The sequence below is a fragment of the Actinomadura kijaniata genome (genome assembly GCF_014138665.1).
GTDB classification, from domain to species: domain Bacteria; phylum Actinomycetota; class Actinomycetes; order Streptosporangiales; family Streptosporangiaceae; genus Spirillospora; species Spirillospora kijaniata.
The window spans coordinates 121,046-140,626 of sequence record NZ_JACJIA010000011.1 but is presented as its reverse complement, the minus strand read 5'-3'; the positions used below and the strand labels follow the sequence as shown (position 1 = coordinate 140,626).

14 protein-coding genes are annotated in these 19,581 nt (G+C 74.0%); 11 read left to right on the top strand and 3 right to left on the bottom strand.

Features of this window, described 5'->3' with window-relative positions:
* Positions 1-68: 68 nt before the first annotated feature.
* From prcB to HNR61_RS34060, 3 genes are all read left to right on the top strand, one after another.
* A complete protein-coding gene (gene prcB, locus HNR61_RS34070) occupies positions 69-908 on the top strand; it encodes a proteasome subunit beta (RefSeq protein ID WP_312898233.1) in 840 nt (279 codons plus the stop codon).
* Between the two features lie 35 nt (positions 909-943).
* Complete coding sequence (gene polX / locus HNR61_RS34065) at positions 944-2,665, top strand: DNA polymerase/3'-5' exonuclease PolX (RefSeq protein ID WP_182847256.1); 1,722 nt, start codon at positions 944-946, stop codon at positions 2,663-2,665.
* Positions 2,666-2,833: 168 nt separating this feature from the next.
* Entirely contained in the window at positions 2,834-3,415 is a 582-nt protein-coding gene (locus HNR61_RS34060) for a Uma2 family endonuclease (RefSeq protein WP_182847255.1), read from the top strand.
* Between the two features lie 13 nt (positions 3,416-3,428).
* Here HNR61_RS34060 and HNR61_RS34055 read toward each other — a convergent pair whose 3' ends face one another.
* The 3 genes from HNR61_RS34055 to HNR61_RS34045 form a co-directional block, all read right to left on the bottom strand.
* A complete protein-coding gene (locus HNR61_RS34055; protein WP_312898232.1) occupies positions 3,429-4,451 on the bottom strand; it encodes a COX15/CtaA family protein in 1,023 nt (340 codons plus the stop codon).
* Between the two features lie 62 nt (positions 4,452-4,513).
* Positions 4,514-5,722, bottom strand: a complete 1,209-nt coding sequence (locus HNR61_RS34050; protein WP_182847253.1) for a PrsW family intramembrane metalloprotease — start codon at positions 5,720-5,722, stop codon at positions 4,514-4,516.
* Between the two features lie 92 nt (positions 5,723-5,814).
* The gene (locus tag HNR61_RS34045) at positions 5,815-6,792 is read right to left on the bottom strand and encodes a heme o synthase (RefSeq protein WP_083998801.1); all 978 of its coding nucleotides are present in this window, start codon (positions 6,790-6,792) and stop codon (positions 5,815-5,817) included.
* A gap of 719 nt (positions 6,793-7,511) precedes the next feature.
* Here HNR61_RS34045 and tkt point away from each other — a divergent pair.
* The 8 genes from tkt (at position 7,512) to pgl (ending at position 19,452) form a co-directional block, all read left to right on the top strand.
* Positions 7,512-9,581 (top strand): transketolase, encoded by a 2,070-nt coding sequence (gene tkt, locus HNR61_RS34040; protein ID WP_220510164.1) that lies wholly within the window; start codon positions 7,512-7,514, stop codon positions 9,579-9,581.
* Positions 9,582-9,620: 39 nt separating this feature from the next.
* The gene (gene tal / locus HNR61_RS34035; RefSeq protein WP_182847251.1) at positions 9,621-10,748 is read left to right on the top strand and encodes a transaldolase; all 1,128 of its coding nucleotides are present in this window, start codon (positions 9,621-9,623) and stop codon (positions 10,746-10,748) included.
* Positions 10,745-12,406: a glucose-6-phosphate isomerase gene (locus HNR61_RS46995; RefSeq protein WP_220510193.1), complete on the top strand. Its 1,662-nt coding sequence runs from the start codon at positions 10,745-10,747 to the stop codon at positions 12,404-12,406. The genes tal and HNR61_RS46995 overlap by 4 nt, the downstream gene beginning before the upstream one ends.
* A 182-nt stretch (positions 12,407-12,588) precedes the next feature.
* Positions 12,589-14,325, top strand: coding sequence for a phosphoheptose isomerase (locus HNR61_RS34025; protein WP_182847250.1), 1,737 nt, complete (start codon positions 12,589-12,591; stop codon positions 14,323-14,325).
* A 10-nt stretch (positions 14,326-14,335) separates the two neighbouring features.
* Complete coding sequence (locus HNR61_RS34020) at positions 14,336-15,949, top strand: hypothetical protein (RefSeq protein ID WP_182847249.1); 1,614 nt, start codon at positions 14,336-14,338, stop codon at positions 15,947-15,949.
* Positions 15,950-16,064: 115 nt separating this feature from the next.
* The gene (zwf, locus tag HNR61_RS34015; protein WP_182847248.1) at positions 16,065-17,597 is read left to right on the top strand and encodes a glucose-6-phosphate dehydrogenase; all 1,533 of its coding nucleotides are present in this window, start codon (positions 16,065-16,067) and stop codon (positions 17,595-17,597) included.
* Between the two features lie 2 nt (positions 17,598-17,599).
* Complete coding sequence (gene opcA / locus HNR61_RS34010; protein WP_182847247.1) at positions 17,600-18,664, top strand: glucose-6-phosphate dehydrogenase assembly protein OpcA; 1,065 nt, start codon at positions 17,600-17,602, stop codon at positions 18,662-18,664.
* Positions 18,661-19,452, top strand: coding sequence for a 6-phosphogluconolactonase (gene pgl, locus HNR61_RS34005; protein WP_182847246.1), 792 nt, complete (start codon positions 18,661-18,663; stop codon positions 19,450-19,452). Before opcA ends, pgl begins: the two co-directional genes overlap by 4 nt.
* Positions 19,453-19,581 lie beyond the last annotated feature (129 nt).

The window sequence follows — 19,581 nt, the reverse complement described above, 5'->3', positions numbered from 1 at the left end:
TCGGGCGTGGAAGGATCGAACGCGTTGCGAGACCAGGGCCAGTGGACGATGCGGGGAGGGGACGCGCCGTGACCGGAACGTTCGAGGACCAGGGGCTGCCGCCCGAGTACTTCGAGGCGGGCGCGCCGTCGTTCGTGGACTTCCTGCGCGTCCACTCGCCGGACCTGCTGCCCGTCAACCGCCTCCCCGAGCGCGAGCTGACGATGGAGCTGCCGCACGGCACCACCATCCTGGCGCTGACCTACCCGGGCGGGGTCATGATGGCCGGGGACCGGCGCGCCACCCAGGGCAACCGGATCGCCTACCGGGAGCTGGACAAGGTCGCCCGCGGCGACGAGTACTCGGCGGTCGCGTTCGCCGGGACGGTCGGGCTGGCGATGGAGATGGTCCGGCTGTTCCAGGTCGAGCTGGAGCACTACGAGAAGATGGAGTCCGCGCCGCTGTCGCTGCCCGGCAAGGCCCGCCGCCTCGGCGCGGTCGTGCAGGCCAACCTGGGCGCGGCGCTGCAGGGCCTCGCCGTGGTGCCGATGCTGGCGGGCTACGACCCGGGCGAGGGCGTCGGCCGGATCTACGGCTACGACATCACCGGCGCGCCGCAGGAGGCGCGCCGCTTCCACGCCGACGGGTCGGGCTCGCCGTGGGCGCAGGGCGCGTTGAAGAAGCTCTACCGCGACGACCTCACCGAGCGCGAGGCCGCGGCGGTCTGCGTGCACGCCCTGTACGACGCCGCCGACGACGACTCGGCGACCGGCGGCCCCGACCGGACCCGCCGGATCTACCCGACGATCGCGGTGGTGGACGCCGACGGCTTCCGCCTCCTGCCGGAGGACGAGATCCAGGGGATCGTGGAGGAGGTCGTCGAGGGCCGCTACGACCGTCCCGACGGCCCGGTCGCCCCACTGCGCTGATCAAGAGTGTCGGTGCCGCCTCGTAGGCTTGCCCCATGGCACGGGCGAACGACGAGGCGGCGGCCCTCATCCAGGAACTGGCGGACCTGCTGTCCATCACGGGCGGCGACGCGTTCAAGATCAGGGCGTACGAGAAGGCGGCCCGGGCGATCGCCGGCCACCCCGAGGACATCTCCACGCTGGGCCTGGCCGGGCTGAAGAAGATCCCCACCGTGGGCGAGGCGATCGCCAAGAAGCTCGCCGACTACAACGCCACCGGCACGATCCGGCAGGTGGAGGAGCTGCGCGCGCAGATCCCGGCCGGGGTCCGCGCGCTGACGGCGATCCCGACCCTCGGCCCCAGGAAGGCCCTGGTCCTCTACCAGGAGCTCGGCGTCTCCTCGGTGGCGGAGCTGTCGGAGGCCGTCGAGCGGGGGCGGCTGCGCGGGCTGAAGGGCTTCGGCGCCAAGTCCGAGGAGAACATCCGGCACGGCATCGAGCTGATGCGGCAGGCCGGGGAGCGGGTCCTGGTCGACGTGGCCGCCGAGCTGGCCGACGGGATCGTGGCCGCGCTGCGGGACGTCCCGGGCTGCCGGAAGATCACCCACGCGGGGTCGCTGCGCCGGATGCGCGAGACGATCGGCGACGTGGACGTGCTGGCCGCCTCCGACGACCCGCGCCCGCTGATGGAGGCGTTCACGGCGCTGCCCCTGGTGGCCGAGGTCATCGCGGGCGGCGACAAGAAGACCTCCGTCCGCACCACCACGGGCCTCCAGGTGGACCTGCGCGTGGTCCCGCCGGAGGCGTGGGGCGCCGCGCTCCAGTACTTCACCGGGTCCCAGGCCCACAACATCCGCACCCGCGAGATCGCCTTCCGCCAGGGCCTGAAGCTGTCGGAGTACGGCCTGTTCGACAGCGACTCCGGCGAGCTGGTCGTCTCCGAGACCGAGGAGGAGGTCTACGAGCGCCTCGGCCTGCCCTGGATCCCGCCGACGCTCCGCGAGGACGGCGGCGAGATCGAGGCCGCCCGCGAGGGCCGGCTGCCGCGCCTGGTCACCGCCGAGGACATCCGGGGCGACCTGCACACCCACACCGACCTGACCGACGGCACCGCCCCGCTGGAGCGGATGGTCGCGGCCGCCGCCGACCGCGGCCTGGAGTACTACGCGATCACCGACCACGCCCCGAACCTGGTCATGCAGCGCATGACCGACGAGAAGATCCTCGCCCAGCGCGAGCGGATCCGCGAGCTCCAGAAGGAGTACCGGGACCTCACGATCCTGCACGGCGCCGAGCTGAACATCGACCCCGACGGCGGCGTGGACTGGGACGCCGACTTCCTGGCGGGCTTCGACGTGCTGGTGGCGTCGGTCCACTCGCACTTCACCCAGGACCGGGCGGCGATGACCCGCCGGTTCGTCACCGCCTGCGAGAACCCGCACGTCCACGTGATCGGCCACCCCACGGCCCGCGGCATCGGCCGCCGCGCCCCGGTGGACGCCGACTGGGACGAGGTCTTCGCGGCCGCCGCCCGCACCGGCACCGCCATGGAGATCGACTGCTTCCCCGACCGCCTCGACCTGCCCGCCGACCTGATCCGCCGCGCCCTGCGGTACGGCGTGAAGTTCTCCATCGACACCGACGCCCACGCCGTCGCGCACTTCCGCAACCTCCGCTACGGCGTCGGCACCGCCCAGCGCGGCTGGCTCACCCCCGACGACGTGATCAACACCTGGCCCCTGGACCGCCTCCGCGAGTTCCTGTCCAAGAAGCCCTGACCGATCGCGCCCATCTTCGCTCACTCCAGGTGTTCACCTGTTTACGATATGACTGCGGAAGGGCGGTGGGAGTCTGCGCGGCGACCTGTAAGACTTGAAAGCGGTCGGATTTGAGCGCTGGCCGCGGCTCCTCCCCTGGAGAGCCGCCCCACTCCCCTGGAGAACCCGATGACCGCCGCCGCAGACTGGCCCTACGGCCCGTACACCATCGAGGATCTGGACGCCCTGCCCGACGAGGGCGTCCGCCGCGAGCTCGTGAACGGATGGATCGTCATGGCCCCCTGGCCCAGCACCGTGCACGACCACGCCGCCAAGGTGCTCGAACGTGCGCTGGATCGCGCCGCGACGGATGCCGGGGCCGACATCTATGTCAAGGGCCCTCTGGACATCAATACGGGCCCGGCCTTCCGGGTGCCGGACGTCGCGGTCGTCGACGGCCCCGCGGCCCGTGCCGCCCGGAGCCGTGGGGCGCGCGCCTACGACGCCGTCGACACGCTCGTCATCGTCGAGATCGTTTCTCCCGGCAGCGGCAGCGAGCGTACCGACCGAGTGGACAAGGTGTTCGAGTACGCCCAGGCCGGAATTCCCCAGTACTGGCTGGTCGACCTACAACCGAGCCCGGCGATCACCGTACGGGCGCTCGGAGACGACGGGCGTTACCACGTCACCGGCTCGTTCCCCGAGGGGACGCCTCTGAAGATCGATGATCCGTTTCCGTTCACCCTGGACCCGGCCGCGCTCGTGGAGTGACGACCGGAGCGGGTCAGGCGGGCTGGGGGGCCGGGGTGTCGGTCGGGTGCGGGGTGGGGGTGGTCGTGGCCAGGGGGCCGCGGTCGCGTAGTGACAGCAGCAGGCGCAGGGCCGCGATCCACATCAGGACCGAGCCGAGCATGTGCAGCACCACCAGCGGCGCGGGGACGTTGGTGAAGTACTGGATGTAGCCGACCAGGCCCTGGGCCATCTCCAGGGCGAACAGCTCCACGGCGCGGCGGCGGACCGGCGCCGGGGCGTTGGAGCGGTACGCCCAGGCCAGCGCCAGGACCGTCAGCGCGACGGTGATCCAGGCGAGGACGCTGTGGAGGCGGGTGACGTCCTCGATGTTGAAGGGCCAGCGCTGCACGCCCTTGCTGTCGTCGCCCGCGTGCGGGCCGGTGCCGGTGACGACCGTCCCGGCGACCATGACCGCGCCGCAGGCGGCCAGCAGGGCCCAGGTCAGGCGGCGCAGGCCCGCCGGGACCAGCGGGCGGGGGGCGCCGTCGCCCTCCCCCGCGCGGACCCACAGCGCCACGCAGAAGATCAGCAGGACCGGGGAGACCAGGAAGTGCAGGCCCACTGAGGCCGGGTGCAGCTTGGTGAGCACGACGATGCCGCCGATGACGGCCTGGGCGACCACGCTCATCGGCTGGGCGAAGGCCAGCCGCACCAGGTCCCGGCGGCGCGGGCGCAGGCGCAGCGCGGCGACGAACACCGCCAGGCCGACCGCCAGCACGGCGAAGGTGAGCATCCGGTTGCCGAACTCGATCGCCATGTTGATCGCCGGGTGCTCGGGGCTGTGCGTGGGCACCAGGCTGTCGCCGGTGCACTTGGGCCAGGTCGGGCAGCCCAGGCCGGACTTGGTGACGCGGACCGCGCCGCCGGTCGCGACGATCCCCGCGTTGCCGATCACGCCCAGCAGCGCCAGCAGCCGGAACGACGCCGGGGTGGGGTGCCACACGGCGTCCCGTGCCCTGGTCAGCGGGTTGCGGGAGGTGGGTGCGCCGGAGACCGGCTCGGTTCGCGTTGCCACGGTCATCCATCGTATGGGCGGTCTCCGGCCACCGTGACCCGGCCCCCGCGCAGGCGCGTCGCTCAGCCCCGGTAGGGGCGGTCCGGCGGCTGCGAGAAGCCCGACAGGCCGGGCGGGGCCCAGGGCGGGGGGCTCGGGCGCTGCTGCGGAACGCGCAGGAACGTCTGCCGCGCCAGCGCCATCAGGTCCAGCAGCGCGTCGCGGCGCTGGACGAACCAGCGCGGCTCGGCCACGCCGCGTTCGGCGCGCTTGTGCAGCAGCGCCAGCTCGGTCGCGGCCAGCTGGTAGTCGCCCATGGCGCGGGCGGCGGCGTGCCCGCCGACCAGCCGGGCCCAGCGGCGCGCCGCGCGGCGGGTGGGGATGGTGCGCAGCATCCGCACGTCCTGCGGCGTGACCAGGCCGGTGGAGGCGTACATCGGCAGGTACGCCTCGATGCGGTGGACGTTGTGGCGGCGCTCCACCCAGACCACGACCAGCAGCGTCAGCAGCAGGCAGAAGTCCAGCGCGTACACCACCAGCAGGCCGCCCGCGCCGAGGGTGGTGGAGCCGTTCCACAGGCCGTGCAGCACCATCGCGGCGGCCAGCCCCAGCAGCGGGGCGGCCCACTGGCCGCGCCGGTGGGTGGCGGCGTAGGCGACGCCGAGGCCGGTCATGGAGGTGAACAGCGGGTGGCTGAGCGGGGCGATCAGGCCGCGCAGCACGAACACCGCCTGCAACTGCTGGGCCCCGCCCTCCTCGTAGGCCCGCATGTAGTAGGTGACGTTCTCCATCATCGCGAAGCCGAGGCCGACCAGCGCCGCGTAGATGATCCCGTCGACGAACCCGTCGATCTCGTTGCGGCGGAACCACAGCAGCCCGAACAGCGCCGCGCCCTTGAGCGTCTCCTCGATCAGCGGCGCGCCGAAGGTGGCGCTGACGAAGTGCCCCTTGCCCTCCCCGAAGATCGGCACGGTGATGTACAGCATCCCGAGGGTGTTGAGGACCAGCGCGCCCAGCACCGCCACGCCCGCGCCCCACATGAACGACAGCAGCAGCGTGCGGGGCGGCTCGGGCTCCATCCGGTCCAGTGCCAGCACGAGCGCGACCAGCAGCGGAATGGGCAGGAACGCCAGCACCAGCCCCATCCAGAAGCCCGAGCCGCCGTACAGCGCGTCGATGCCGAGGGCGATCACGGCGCACAGCGAGCAGCCGAGGAGTCCGAGGACGAGGGCGATCGGGGGCCGGCCCGGGATGCGCCCCTCCAGCACCGCCTTGGGATCTACGCGTGCCATGTCGTGAGCGTAACCGTCCGGGGGTGACCGCGCTCACACCGGTGCGGCCGCCCCGCGGGTTCCGGGACGGCCGCGACCGGCGAGAGGGGACGTCAGTACAGCAGCGGGTCCACCGCGACGGCGGTGAACAGCAGCGCCAGGTACACGTTGGACAGGTGGAAGAACCGCATCGGCCGCAGGTGGACACCGGTGAGCCCGGTGCGGACGGCGTGCAGCAGGCGGTGCCCCTCGGCCAGGAACACCGCGCCGAGCACCAGCGCGGAGACCCCGTAGACCGGGCCCATCCCGGCCACCGGCCACAGCGCCAGCGAGCAGGCGACGGTGGCGTAGGTGTAGACCAGCGACTCGACGATGACGCGCGTCTCGGAGGCGACCACCGGCAGCATCGGCACCTTGACCGCCGCGTAGTCCTCGCGGTACCGCATCGCCAGCGTCCAGGTGTGCGGCGGGGTCCACAGGAACACCACGCCGAACAGCACCAGCGGCGCCCAGTCCAGCCCGCCGGTGATCGCGGCCCAGCCGATCAGCACCGGCATGCACCCGGCGATGCCGCCCCACACGATGTTCTGCGAGGTGCGCCGCTTGAGCAGCAGCGAGTACACGAAGATGTAGAACAGGATCGCGAACAGCGACATCGCCGCCGACACGAGGTTGACCGCCAGGGCGAAGCCGACCGTGGACACCACCGCCAGGGTGATCCCGAACACCAGCGCGCGGGCCGGGGTGACCTGCGCGCGGGCCAGCGGGCGGCGCCGGGTGCGGCGCATCTTGGCGTCGATGTCGCGGTCGATGTAGCAGTTGATCGCGTTGGCCGCCCCGGCCGACATCCAGCCGAACGCGAACGTCAGCAGCACGGTGGACAGCGGGGGCACACCCCCCGCGGCCAGGAACATCACCGGGATGGTGGTGATCAGGAGCAGTTCGATCACGCGCGGCTTGGTCAGCGCCACATAGGCGCGCACGCTCGCGCCGATCGACCGGCTGGCCGCCGCCGGTTCGAGCGCGGCCACAGGCGCCCCCGGCACCTGGTCGTCGAGCTCGACCGCGAGCTTGTTACTGAGCACCGTCACAATCGGGTCCACGTCCAACTAGGCATGAGTAATCGCGATCACCTGGCGGTGCCCCCGCGATTCACCCGCACCGTCCTGCGGTGCGGGTTCGGCTTGCGAAACGACGAGCGGCCGTTGTTGTCAACCGCGCAATCACTGTAGTCCGCCCCCCGCCGGGGTCGAGCACCGGGGCACCGGACGCGCCGTTTCGGCCTGTCACGGCCGGATCGGCGGGATCGCGCCGGATGCCGCCGGAGGGGTGGCCGCGTTCCCCCCGCGGGCTCACCCGCGCGAGGGGTTAGCCCCGCGGCGATCGGGCAGGGGTCCCTGTGCGCGTCGGCCGTACGCCGGCGTCCCGTCGACGCACGGCCGGTGCCGCGCCGACCCCGCGTCGGGGCCACCTCGGCGCCATCTCGGCGCCGCCTCGGCGTCGATGGCGGCGGCCGCCGGTCCGATAGGCTCGGAACGGGCACGGCACGATCTTCGCCGGGTCCCGGCGGGTAGGGCCGTTCCGGGGGTTCGACGGTGACCGCCGTCCCGGCCGCGCGTGGTGGCCGGGGACGACGGGGAATCCGGACATCTCAGGGAAGACACCCGGCGTCGGCGGAGTTGCCACCAGTAGGGCTCGGCGACGGCCGGGGCAGACATTGCGACAGAGCGGTTCGAGAGGAGCCTGGCGTTCCGTGAGTGGGGACAACAGCACGTTTGAGTGGTCCGACCAGGACCGGCGGGCGGTGGACATGGTCCGCGCCCTCGCCATGGACGCGGTCGAAGAGGCGGGCTCGGGCCACCCCGGCACCGCGATGAGCCTGGCTCCGGCGGCGTACCTGCTTTTCCAGCGGTTCCTGAAGCACGACCCGACCGACCCGAACTGGGCGGGCCGGGACCGTTTCGTCCTGTCCTGCGGTCACTCCAGCCTGACCCTGTACATCCAGCTCTACCTGTCGGGCTACCCGCTGTCGCTGGACGACCTGAAGTCGCTGCGCAAGTGGGACAGCCGCACGCCGGGGCACCCCGAGCACGGGCACACCGCGGGCGTGGAGACCACCACCGGCCCGCTCGGCCAGGGTCTGGCCAACGCGGTCGGCATGGCGATGGCGGCGCGCCGCGAGCGCGGCCTGTTCGACCCCGACGCCGCGCCGGGCGCCTCGCCGTTCGACCACACGGTCTGGGCGTTCGTGTCCGACGGCGACATCGAGGAGGGCATCAGCCACGAGGCCAGCGCGATCGCGGGCCACCAGCGGCTGGGCAACCTGGTCGTCCTGTACGACGACAACCACATCTCCATCGAGGACGACACGCAGATCGCCCTGTCGGAGGACGTGCGGGCCCGCTACGAGGCCTACGGCTGGGACGTCCACTCGGTGGACTGGACCGAGGACGGCGAGTACGAGGAGAACGTCGCCGCGCTGGCCGCCGCGCTGGAGGCCGCCCGCGGCGAGACCTCGCGGCCGTCGTTCATCGCGCTGCGCACCATCATCGGCTGGCCCGCGCCCAACAAGAAGAACACCGGCAAGATCCACGGCTCGGCGCTGGGCGCCGACGAGGTCGCGGCCACCAAGCAGATCCTGGGGCTGGACCCGGCCGAGACGTTCCACGTGCCCGCCGAGGTGCTGGAGCACTCCCGCAAGGTCGTGGAGCGGGGCCGCGCCGCGCACGCCGAGTGGGACAAGGCCTTCCGGTCCTGGCGCGAGGCCAACGCCGACCGCGCCGCCGACTTCGACCGCATCTCCACGCGCACGCTGCCCGAGGGCTGGGCCAAGGCGCTGCCGGAGTTCGAGGCGGGCAAGGACCTGGCGACCCGCGCCGCGTCCGGGCAGATCCTCAACGCCCTGGCCCCGGTGCTGCCGGAGCTGTGGGGCGGCTCGGCGGACCTGGCCGAGTCCAACAACACCACGATGAAGGGCGAGCCGTCCTTCGTCCCCGAGGAGTTCCAGACCAAGGAGTTCCCCGGCGGCCCCTACGGCCGGACGCTGCACTTCGGCATCCGCGAGCACGCCATGGGCGCGATCCTCAACGGCATCGCGCTGCACGGCGGCACCCGCCCCTACGGCGGCACGTTCCTGGTGTTCAGCGACTACATGCGCCCGGCGGTCCGGCTGGCGGCGCTGATGAGGCTGCCGGTCACCTACGTGTGGACGCACGACTCGATCGGCCTGGGCGAGGACGGCCCGACCCACCAGCCGGTCGAGCACCTGTGGGCGCTGCGCGCGATCCCGGGCCTGGACGTGGTCCGCCCGGCCGACGCCAACGAGACCGCCGTGGCGTGGCGGACCGTGCTGGAGCACACCGACCGCCCGGCGGGCCTGTGCCTGACCCGGCAGAAGGTGCCCACGTTCGAGCGCGGCAACGGCATCGCCGCGGCCGACGGCGTCGCCAAGGGCGGCTACGTGCTGGCCGACGCGTCCAACGGCCAGCCCGAAGTGATCATCATGGGGACCGGCAGCGAGGTGCAGATCGCCCTGGCGGCCCGCGAGGTCCTGGAGGCCGAGGGCACCCCCACCCGCGTGGTGTCGATGCCGTGCGTGGAGTGGTTCGAGGAGCAGGACGACGCCTACCGGCAGCAGGTCCTGCCGCCGTCGGTGAAGGCCCGCGTGTCGGTCGAGGCCGGCGTGGCGCTGGGCTGGCGGACCTACGTCGGCGACGCCGGCGAGTCGGTCGGCCTGGAGCACTTCGGCGCCTCGGCCGACTACAAGACGCTGTACCAGCAGTTCGGCCTGACCGCCGAGCGCGTGGTCGCGGCGGCCAAGTCCAGCCTGATCAAGGCGGGTGTGGCGGGCGCCGGTCGTGGTACCACCACCGGCAACTGACCGGTGACCGACCCGACATCCGCCGAGGAGGAGGAAGCGATGAGCGAGACGTTGAAGAGGCTCTCGGACGAGGGCGTGTCGATCTGGCTGGACGACATCAGCCGGGAACGGCTGCGCTCGGGCAACCTGGAGAAGCTGGTCAAGGAGAGGAACGTGGTGGGGGTCACCTCCAACCCCACGATCTTCGAGAAGGCGCTGGGCCAGGGCGACGCCTACGACGAGCAGGTGCGTGACCTGGCGGTCCGCGGCGTCGACGTCGAGGAGGCGGTCCGCGCGATCACCACCTACGACATCCGCTGGGGCTGCGACGTGCTGCGCCCGGTGTACGACCGCACCGAGGGCCTGGACGGCCGCGTGTCGATCGAGGTCGACCCGCGGCTGGCCCACGACGAGATCAAGACCGTCGCCGAGGCGCGGGCGCTGTGGTGGATGGTGGACCGGCCCAACCTGTTCATCAAGATCCCGGCGACCGAGCGGGGCCTGCCCGCGATCACCAACGCGCTGGCCGAGGGCATCAGCGTGAACGTGACGCTGATCTTCTCGCTGGAGCGCTACGGCAAGGTGATCGACGCGTTCTTCACCGGCCTGGAGAGGGCCAGGGAGAACGGCCTGGACATCTCCAAGATCGCGTCGGTGGCGTCGTTCTTCGTGTCCCGCGTGGACACCGAGATCGACAAGCGCCTCGACAAGATCGGCTCGGAGGAGGCCAAGGCGCTGCGGTCCAAGGCGGGCGTCGCCAACGCCCGGCTGGCCTACGCGCTGTACGAGGAGAAGTTCGCCTCCGACCGCTGGAAGGCGCTCAAGGCCGCCAACGCGCGCCCGCAGCGCCCGCTGTGGGCGTCCACCGGCGTGAAGGACCCGGACCTGCCGGCCACCCTGTACGTGGACGAGCTGGTCGCGCCCGGCACCGTCAACACCATGCCCGAGGCGACCCTGGACGCCGAGGCCGAGAAGGGCGAGGTGCGCGGCGACACCGTCACGGGCGCCTACGACGAGGCCCGCGCGCACATGCGGGCGCTCAAGGACGTCGGCGTGGACTACGACGACGTGGTGCGGGTGCTGGAGGAGGAGGGCGTCGAGAAGTTCGAGACGTCCTGGACCTCCCTGCTCGGCACGCTGGCCGACGAGCTGAAGGCCAAGGCGGGCGGTCAGGGGTCCAACGCGTGACATCGGTGGTGACCGCCGGGGGGACATCGGTCACCATTCGCGGCGTCGTCGTCGACGAGAGCGAGGCGGTCCTGAACCGCCTCGTCTCCGACGGCGTGCCGCGTTCCCTGGCGAGCGGCAACGCCAAGCTGTGGGGCCCGGACGCCGCGCCGGAGGCGGCGCGGCGGCTGGGCTGGCTGCGGCTGCCCGAGTCGTCCCGCCCCCTGGTGGGGCGGCTGGCCGAGCTGACCGGCCGGGCCCGGGGGGCGGGCCTGGACCGGGTCGTGCTGGCCGGGACCGACGGCTCGACGGTGGCCGCCGAGGCCGTGGCGCGGAGTTCCGGTGCTCCGCTGACGGTGCTGGACACGACCGACCCGCACCGGGTGGCGGCGGTGCTGGCCGACCGCCCGGACCGGACGCTGGTGGTGCTGTCGGTCAAGCAGGAGACGGTCGGGACCGACGCGCTGCGCCGGGTCTTCGAGGAGGCCCTGCGCGCGGCGGGCGTGCCCGACCGCGAGCTGGCGCGGCGCTTCGTCGTGCTCGCCGACCTGGGGACGCCGGTGGCCGACCTCGCCGAGAAGGCCGGGTACCCGGTGGTGCCCGGCGCGCCGGACACCGGCGGGCGGTTCGCGGCGCTCAGCGCGTTCGGGCTGGCCCCGGCCGCGCTGGCGGGAGCCGATGTGACGCTGCTGCTGGACGCGGCGGCGGCGCTGCTCCCGGCGCTCCAGCAGCCCTACGACAACCCGGCGCTGGCCCTGGGCGCGGCGCTGGGCGCGTCGGCGCTGGGGGGCCGCGACAAGCTGGTGCTGGCCGACCAGGGCTCGGGGCTGCCGGGCCTGGCCGACTGGGTGGAGCAGGTGGTCGCCGAGTCCACCGGCAAGGACGGCAAGGGCGTCCTGCCGGTGGTCGTGGAGGGGGTGGCCGCGCCCGGGTTCGCACTGACCGGCGACATGCGGCGGGTCATCCTGGGCAGCCGCCCCGACGAGCCCGGCCCGGCGCGCGAGGCCGGGGTGAGCGTGGCGGGGCCGCTGGGCGCGCAGTTCCTGCTGTGGCAGTACGCGGTCGCGGTCGCCGGGCGGGTGCTGGGGGTCAACCCCTTCGACCAGCCCGAGGTGCGCGAGAGCGAGGACAACACCGCCGCGCTGCTGCGCTCGGCCGAGGGCGAGGCGCCCACGGTCATCCACGGCGCGCCCGCCGTGGTCGACGACGCGGTGGAGGTGCACGGCCCGGCGGAGCTGTTCCGGGGCGTCCAGGGCCTGTCGGACGCGATGGACCGGCTGGTCGAGCGCGTGCCCGAGCACGGGTACCTGGCCGTCATGGCCTACCTGGACCCGGTCGGGGACGCGGGCGCGGCGGAGGCGCGGGCGCTGCTGGCGGCCCGCGCCGCGCGGCTGCGCAGGCAGCCGCCGCCGGTCACCTTCGGGTGGGGGCCGCGCCTGCTGCACACGACGGGGCAGTACCACAAGGGGGGCCGCCAGAACGGGGCGTTCCTGCAGATCACCGGCGAGACGACGACCGACCTGCCGGTGCCGGGCCGCCCCTACACGCTGGGGCAGCTCCAGCTCGCGCAGGCGTTCGGCGACCTGCGGGCGCTGCGGGCGCGGGGCCGCCCGGCGGTGCGGCTGCACCTGCGCGACCGGGCCGCGGGCGTCGAGCAGCTGCGTTCGGCGCTCGCCTGATCCGGATCTTCGGGCCGCCGTGGTCGGACGACCGCGGCGGCCCCACCGTGTCCGGTGCCGGGTCCGGAGATATGTCCGTAGCCGTAACGAAACATCACTTGTTCACAAATTCCGCCCCGAAGATCGGGGAGATGGTCGCGAATGCCGGTTGTCTCCTGAAACGATAGGGGCGGGAGGAGACGGTGTCCGGATTCGACGTACTGACGCGCGGTGAGGTGCTGCACGCCGCGCTCCAGGCGCGTGACTACCTGGTGGACTGTGGCGTGCCGGCCGCGCTGGCGGCCAAGGACCCCCGCCTGTGGGGGCGGCGCTCGGTCGACCACAGCCGCCTGGGCTGGCTCGACCTGCCCACGGCGTCGCGCGGGCTGCTGGACCAGATCGACGGGCTGGTCGCCGAGGCCCGCTACTCCGGACTGGACCACATCGTGCTGATCGGGGTGGGCGCCGAGACCTACGCCGCCCAGGCCGTCATGGAGGCCCACGCCGCGCACACTCCCGCCCTGACCGGCGGATCCCCGGGCGGGTCCCCGGGCGGCGCGGCCTCCGGCGGCGCGCTGACCGTGCTGGACGGCGGCGACACCGCCGCGCTGGCGACGGCGCTGGAACGCCTGGACCGCACGCTGGTGGTGCTGTCCAGCAAGGCCGGGGTGTCGCTGGAGGGCGACGCCTACCGGCGCGTGTTCGCCGCCGCGTTCCGCGACCACGGCCTGTCGGACCGCGAGATCGCGGGCCGGTTCCTGGTCATCACCGACCACGGCAGCCCGCTGCACGACTTCGCCCGCCAGTGCGGCTACCGCATCGGGCTCACCGACCCCTACCTGCCCGGCCACTTCGGGGCGCTGTCGGCCTACGGGCTGGTCCCGGCGGTGCTGGCCGGGGCCGACGCGCACCGCCTGCTGGACGAGGCCGCCGCGCTGGCGCCCGCGCTGGCGGGCCACGACGACAACCCCGGCCTGCTGCTGGGGGCGATCCTGGGCGGCTCGGCCCAGCAGGGCGAGGGCGGGCTGGCCCGCGACAAGGTGGTGCTGCGCGAGCCGGGCGGGTCGGGCGCGCTGACGGCGTGGATCGCGCAGCTGCTGGCGGTCGGCACCGGCAAGCGCGGCCGGGGCGTGCTGGCGTTCGAGCCGCCGGGCGTCCCCCGCGGCTGCCCCGACGCGCACGGCATCGCCCTCAACCCGCGCGCGGCGACCTCCGAGGACGCCGACACCTCGGTGTGGGCGCCGCTGGGCGCGCAGTTCCTGCTGTGGGAGTACGCGACGGCGGTGGCCGGATGGCTGCTGGGCGTCAACCCGTTCGAGCCGGGCGGCACCTCGGTGCAGGAGGCCGAGGACGACGCGGCGGCGCTGCTGCGCGCCGCCGCCGGGGGCCGGCTGCCCGGCGGCGACCCGGTGCTGGTGGACGGCGACATCGAGATCCACACCGCGCTGCCGTTCCGCACCGACATCGGGCTGGAGGCGGTGGTGGCGGCGCTGCTGGACCGCGTGCCGGGCACCGGCTACCTGTCGGTGGAGACCTACCTGTCCGGGGAGTTCTCCGGCCGTTACCTGGCGCCCGCGCTGGCGCGCGGCGCGCTGCGTCCGGTGGGCTACGGGCACGGCCCCGGCCACCTGCACGCGACCGGCCCGGTCCACAAGGACGGGCCGGGCACCGGCGCGTTCCTGATCGTCACCGGGGACCCCGCGCCGGGCGACGCGCTCGCCGACCTGCCGGTGCCGGGCCGCTCCTACGGGCTGGGCCGGCTGCGGACGGCGCGCGGGCTGGCCGAGGAGCGGGCGCTGCGCCGCCGCGGCCTGCCGGTGGTGCGGCTGCACCTGCGCGACCCCGCCGCGGGCGTGGAGCGGCTGGCCGAGGCGGTGCGCGCCGTCACCGCGACCGACCCCTCGGGAGCCGCGGGCCCGGAGGACACGGGTAAGGCGTAGTGATCCGGTAGTGACGAGCTTCACCGCGGTCGTCTCGGGACCGACGACCATCACCGCGCGCGGCGCGGTCCGCCAGGCGGCCGAACGGGTGCTGGGCCGGCTGTGGATCGACGAGGTCCCGGTCCGGCTGGCCTCGGAGGACCCCGGGCTGTGGCCGTCGACCGCCGCCGCTGCCGCCGACGCCGCCGGGCGGTCCTGGTGCTGGCCGGGCCAGCCGGGCCCGGCGCGGCTGCTGCTGGACCGCGTCGCCGCGCTGCGCGCCGCCGCCCGCGCGGCGGGGACGCCGGAGGTGGTGCTGATCGGCGACGGCGCCGCCGCGCGGGCCGCCGCCGCGATCGCCGCGCACGCCGCCGTCCCGCTGACGGTGCTGGGCGGCACCGAGCCGGGCCCGCTGCTGCGGCTGGCCGACGACGCGGCCCGGCTGGCGCGCGCGGTGTTCGTGCTGACCGGCGACGACCCCGACCACGAGGCCGCCGCCCGGGTGCTGGCCGGGCTGCTGCGCGAGCGGGACCTGTCCCCCGCCGACCGGTTCGTGACCGTCGCCGAGCCGGGCACGGCCGCCGCCAAGTACGCCGCGGAGGCCGGGCACCCGCTGGTCGAGGCGCCCGCCGCGGCGCCGTTCGCGGCGCTGTCGCCGCAGGCGCTGGTGCCCGCCGGGCTGGCCGGGGCGGACGTGGCGGGGCTGCTGGACCGGGCCTCGGCGATGCTGCCCGCGCTGACCCGCCCCGAGAACAACCCGGGCCTGGTGCTGGGCGCGATCCTGGGCGGCGCGGCCCGCGCGGGCCGCGGCACCGTCGTGCTCGGCGGCTACGCCGCGGCGCTGCCGGAGCTGGCCGACTGGATCGCGCTGCTGCTGACCGACGCGACGCGCGGGCGGCTGCTGCCGCTGGTGCAGCACGGCGGCCTGCCGGTGCAGCCCGCCGACGACCTGTTCCTGGTGACGCTGGACGGCCGTCCCCGCCAGGACGACGCGACCGTGTCGGGGCCGCTCGCCGAACAGCTGGTGGTGTGGGAGTACGCCGCCGCCGTCGCCGCCTACCTGGTGGGCGCCGACCCGTTCGCCCCCGTTCCGCTTCCGGTCCCGTCCCCGGTCCCGGGGACGGGCGCCGGCCGGTCCGCGTCCGCCGCGGACCCGGTGTCCCCCTCCGGCCCCTCCGCGCGCGAGGTGGCCGTCTCCACCGCCGATCCGGCGTTCGCGGCCGCCGCGTCGCTGGACGATCTGGTGGCCGAGGTCGCCGGCCGGGCGGCCGGTGAGGGACACCTGACGATCGTCGCCTTCCTGGACCCCGATCCGGTCCACGGGGAAGGCGCGCAGGTGCGGCGGCTGGCCGCGCTGCTGGCGGCCCGGTGTGCCCGCCCCGTGACGATCGCCTGGGGTTGCCGTTACCCCGCGTTCGGGAATGATCGTCGCGAGAAGGGCGTATACCTGGTGTTGACCGGCGACGCCGCCCGCGACGTCCCGGTGCCGGGACGTCGCGGGACGCTGGGCGCGCTGGCGCGCGCCCGGGCGTCGGGCGTGGCCCGCGCGGCGAGCGCCGCCGGGCGGCCGGTGCTGCGGCTGCACCTGCACGACCGCCGGGCGGGACTCGCCCGGCTGCTGGACTCCGCTCGAGGAGAGGCATGAGCCCGTCGCCACCGGCGATACGTACCGATGACACCGATGACAGCCGTTCGGATAGCACAACGAAACAGTGGGCAGGAACGGTCCACGGCATGACGCGAGAAGAGGGGGCCGCCACGTGACCAACACACCCAATCCGCTCAGGGATCCGCGCGACAAGCGGCTGCCCCGGGTGGCCGGGCCGAGCGTGCTGGTGCTGTTCGGGGTCACCGGGGACCTGTCCCGCAAGAAGCTGCTTCCGGCGATCTACGACCTGGCCAACCGGGGGCTGCTGCCGCCGGGCTTCTCGCTGGTCGGGTTCGCCCGCCGGGACTGGGACCACCAGGACTTCAAGCAGATCGCCTACGAGGCGGTCAAGGAGCACGCGCGCACGCCGTTCCGCGAGGACGTCTGGACGCACCTGTCGGAGGGCATGCACTTCGTGCCCGGCGAGTTCAACGACCCGGGCGCGTTCGAGGCCCTCGCGATGGCCGTCAAGGAGCTGGACGCCAACCGCGGCACCGGCGGCAACTACGCCTTCTACCTGTCGATACCGCCGAAGTTCTTCGAGACGGTGGTGGAGCAGTTGCAGGCCAGCGGGCTGGCCGACCCCGCCAACGAGCACGGCGGCTTCCGCCGGGTGGTGATCGAGAAGCCGTTCGGGCACGACCTGGCCAGCGCCAAGGAGCTCAACGACACCGTGCACCGCGTCTTCCCCGAGGAGTCGATCTTCCGGATCGACCACTACCTCGGCAAGGAGACCGTGCAGAACATCCTGGCGCTGCGGTTCGCCAACACGATGTTCGAGCCGATCTGGAACCGGCACCACGTCGACCACGTGCAGATCACCATGGCCGAGGACATCGGCATCGGCGGCCGGGCCGGGTACTACGACGGCATCGGCGCGGCCCGCGACGTCATCCAGAACCACCTGCTCCAGCTGCTGGCGCTGACGGCGATGGAGGAGCCGACCTCCTTCAGCGCCGAGGCGGTCCGCGCGGAGAAGGCCAAGGTCCTGTCGTCGGTGCGGGTGCCCGGCGACCTGTCGCAGGCCACCGCGCGCGGCCAGTACGCCGCCGGGTGGCAGGGCGGGGTGAAGGTCCGGGGGTACCTGGAGGAGGACGGCATCCCCGCCGAGTCGCGCACCGAGACCTACGCCGCGATCAAGCTGGAGATCGACAACCGGCGGTGGGCCGGGGTGCCGTTCTACCTGCGCACCGGCAAGCGGCTCAGCCGCCGGGTGACGGAGGTGGCGATGGTGTTCCAGCAGGCGCCGCACCTGCCGTTCTCCCAGACCGACACCGAGGAGCTGGGGCAGAACGCCCTGGTGATGCGGGTCCAGCCCGACGAGGGCATCACCGTGCGGTTCGGGTCGAAGGTGCCGGGCACCTCGATGGAGATCCGCGACGTCAACATGGACTTCGCCTACGGCGAGTCGTTCACCGAGTCCTCCCCCGAGGCCTACGAGCGGCTGCTGCTGGACGTGCTGATCGGCGACCCCCCGCTGTTCCCCCGGCAGGAGGAGGTCGAGCTGTCCTGGAAGATCCTCGACCCGATCGAGGAGCACTGGGCCACGCGCAAGAGGATCGAGCAGTACCGGTCCGGCGGCTACGGCCCCGACAGCGCCGACGAGCTCATGGCCCGCGACGGACGCGCCTGGAGGCGACTCTAAGCATGAACATCGACCTCACCGACACCAGCACCCGCCGCATCCAGGACGCGCTGACCCAGGCGCGGCACCTGATGGGCGGCCCCGCGGTCGGCATGGTGCTGACCCTCATCATCGTGACCGACGAGTCGGCGCAGTACGACGCGGTGCGCGCCGCCACCGAGGCCGCGCGCGAGCACCCGTGCCGGGTGCTGACGGTCATCTCCCGCGACGCGCGCGGCTCGTCCTCGCGGCTGGACGCCGAGATCCGGATGGGTGAGACCGGTCCGGGCGAGACCGTGCTGCTGCGCATGTACGGCCCGCTGGCCGAGCACGCCGACTCGGTGGTCGTGCCGCTGCTGATGCCCGACACCCCCGTGGTGACGTGGTGGCCGGGCGGCAAGGTCCCCAAGGCCCCCGCCGAGGACCCGCTGGGGCGGCTGGCGCAGCGCCGGGTCACCGACTCCTACGCCGCCCGCGACCGGCTGGGCACCCTGGCCCGGCTCGCCGAGGCCTACAGGCCCGGCGACACCGACTTCACCTGGACGCGGCTGACGTCGTGGCGGTCGCTGCTGGCCGCCGCGCTGGACCAGCCGCACGACGACATCCTGTCCGGCTGCGTGTCGGCCGAGCCCGACAGCCCCAGCGCCGAGCTGCTGGCCGCGTGGCTGTCGGTGCGGCTGGGCGTCCCGGTGACCCGCGAGGTGTCCGAGGGGCCCGGCATCACCGGGGTGCGGATGACCACCGGGGAGGGCGACATCGAGGTGTCGCGCCCCGACGGGCGGGTGGCGACGCTGTCGCGGCCCGGCCAGCCCGACCGCCAGGTGTCGCTGATGCGCCGCCCGATGTCGGAGCTGCTGGCCGAGGAGCTGCGGCGGCTCGACCCCGACGAGGTGTACCAGGACGCGTCGGCGCGGTTCGCCAAGGACCTGGCCGCCGCGCAGTCCAAGGGCGACTCCGCGGGCGGCTCCCCCGACGTCGTCGCCGAGAGCAGGCCCGAGGAGGGCGGGCCCGCGGAGGGGAAGTCCGAGGCGGGCAAGCCCGAAGCAGGCGCTAAGAAGTCGTCGCGCGGGAAGGCGGGAGGCAGGTGAGCACCCCGGTGGTGGTGGTCCACGCCGACCAGCAGTCGCTGGCCGAGGCGGTCGCGGCCAAGCTGGTGACGCGGATCGCCGAGGCGCAGGCCCAGCGCGGGTCGGCGTCGATCGTGGTGACCGGCGGCGGCGTCGGCACCGCCGTGCTGGCCGCGCTGAACGGGGCCCGCAACCGCGGCTCGGTCGACTGGCGCAGGCTCGACGTCTGGTGGGGCGACGAGCGGTTCCTGCCGGCCGGGGACCCCGAGCGCAACGAGACCGGCGCCCGCCAGGCCCTGCTGGACCATGTGGACCTGGACCCGTCGCGCGTGCACGCCATGCCCGCGACCGACGGTCCCGACGGCGACGACGCCGAGGCCGCCGCCGGGCGTTACGCCGCCGAACTGGCCGCCGCCGCCCGGGCCGAGGGGGCGGACGGCGGGGCGGGGCTGCCGACGTTCGACGTGCTGATGCTGGGCGTCGGCCCGGACGCCCACGTCGCGTCGCTGTTCCCGAAGATGTTCGACCCGTCCGAGGAGCGGACGGTGGTCCCGGTGCACGACTCGCCCAAGCCGCCGCCGACCCGGATCTCGCTGACCATGTCGGCGATCCGGACGGCCCGCGAGGTGTGGATCCTGGCGGCCGGTGAGTCCAAGGCCCAGGCCGTGGGGCTCGGCCTGTCGCCCGCCGCCGACCCGCTGGAGGCCCCGGTGGCCGGGGCGCGCGGCGCGGAGCAGACGCTGTTCCTGCTCGACGCCGCCGCGGCGGGCGGGCTGCCGCCCGGCGTGGCGGGCTCCGACGCCCCCTGACCTGCGGGCGCCCCGGCGACGAGGGCCGGTCCGGGATCCGTCCCGGACCGGCCCTCCGATCGTTTGCATAGTCCCGGCAGGTGGGGAAGACCCGTGGTGACAGGGGAAGGGCCGAGGACCGACGAGGAG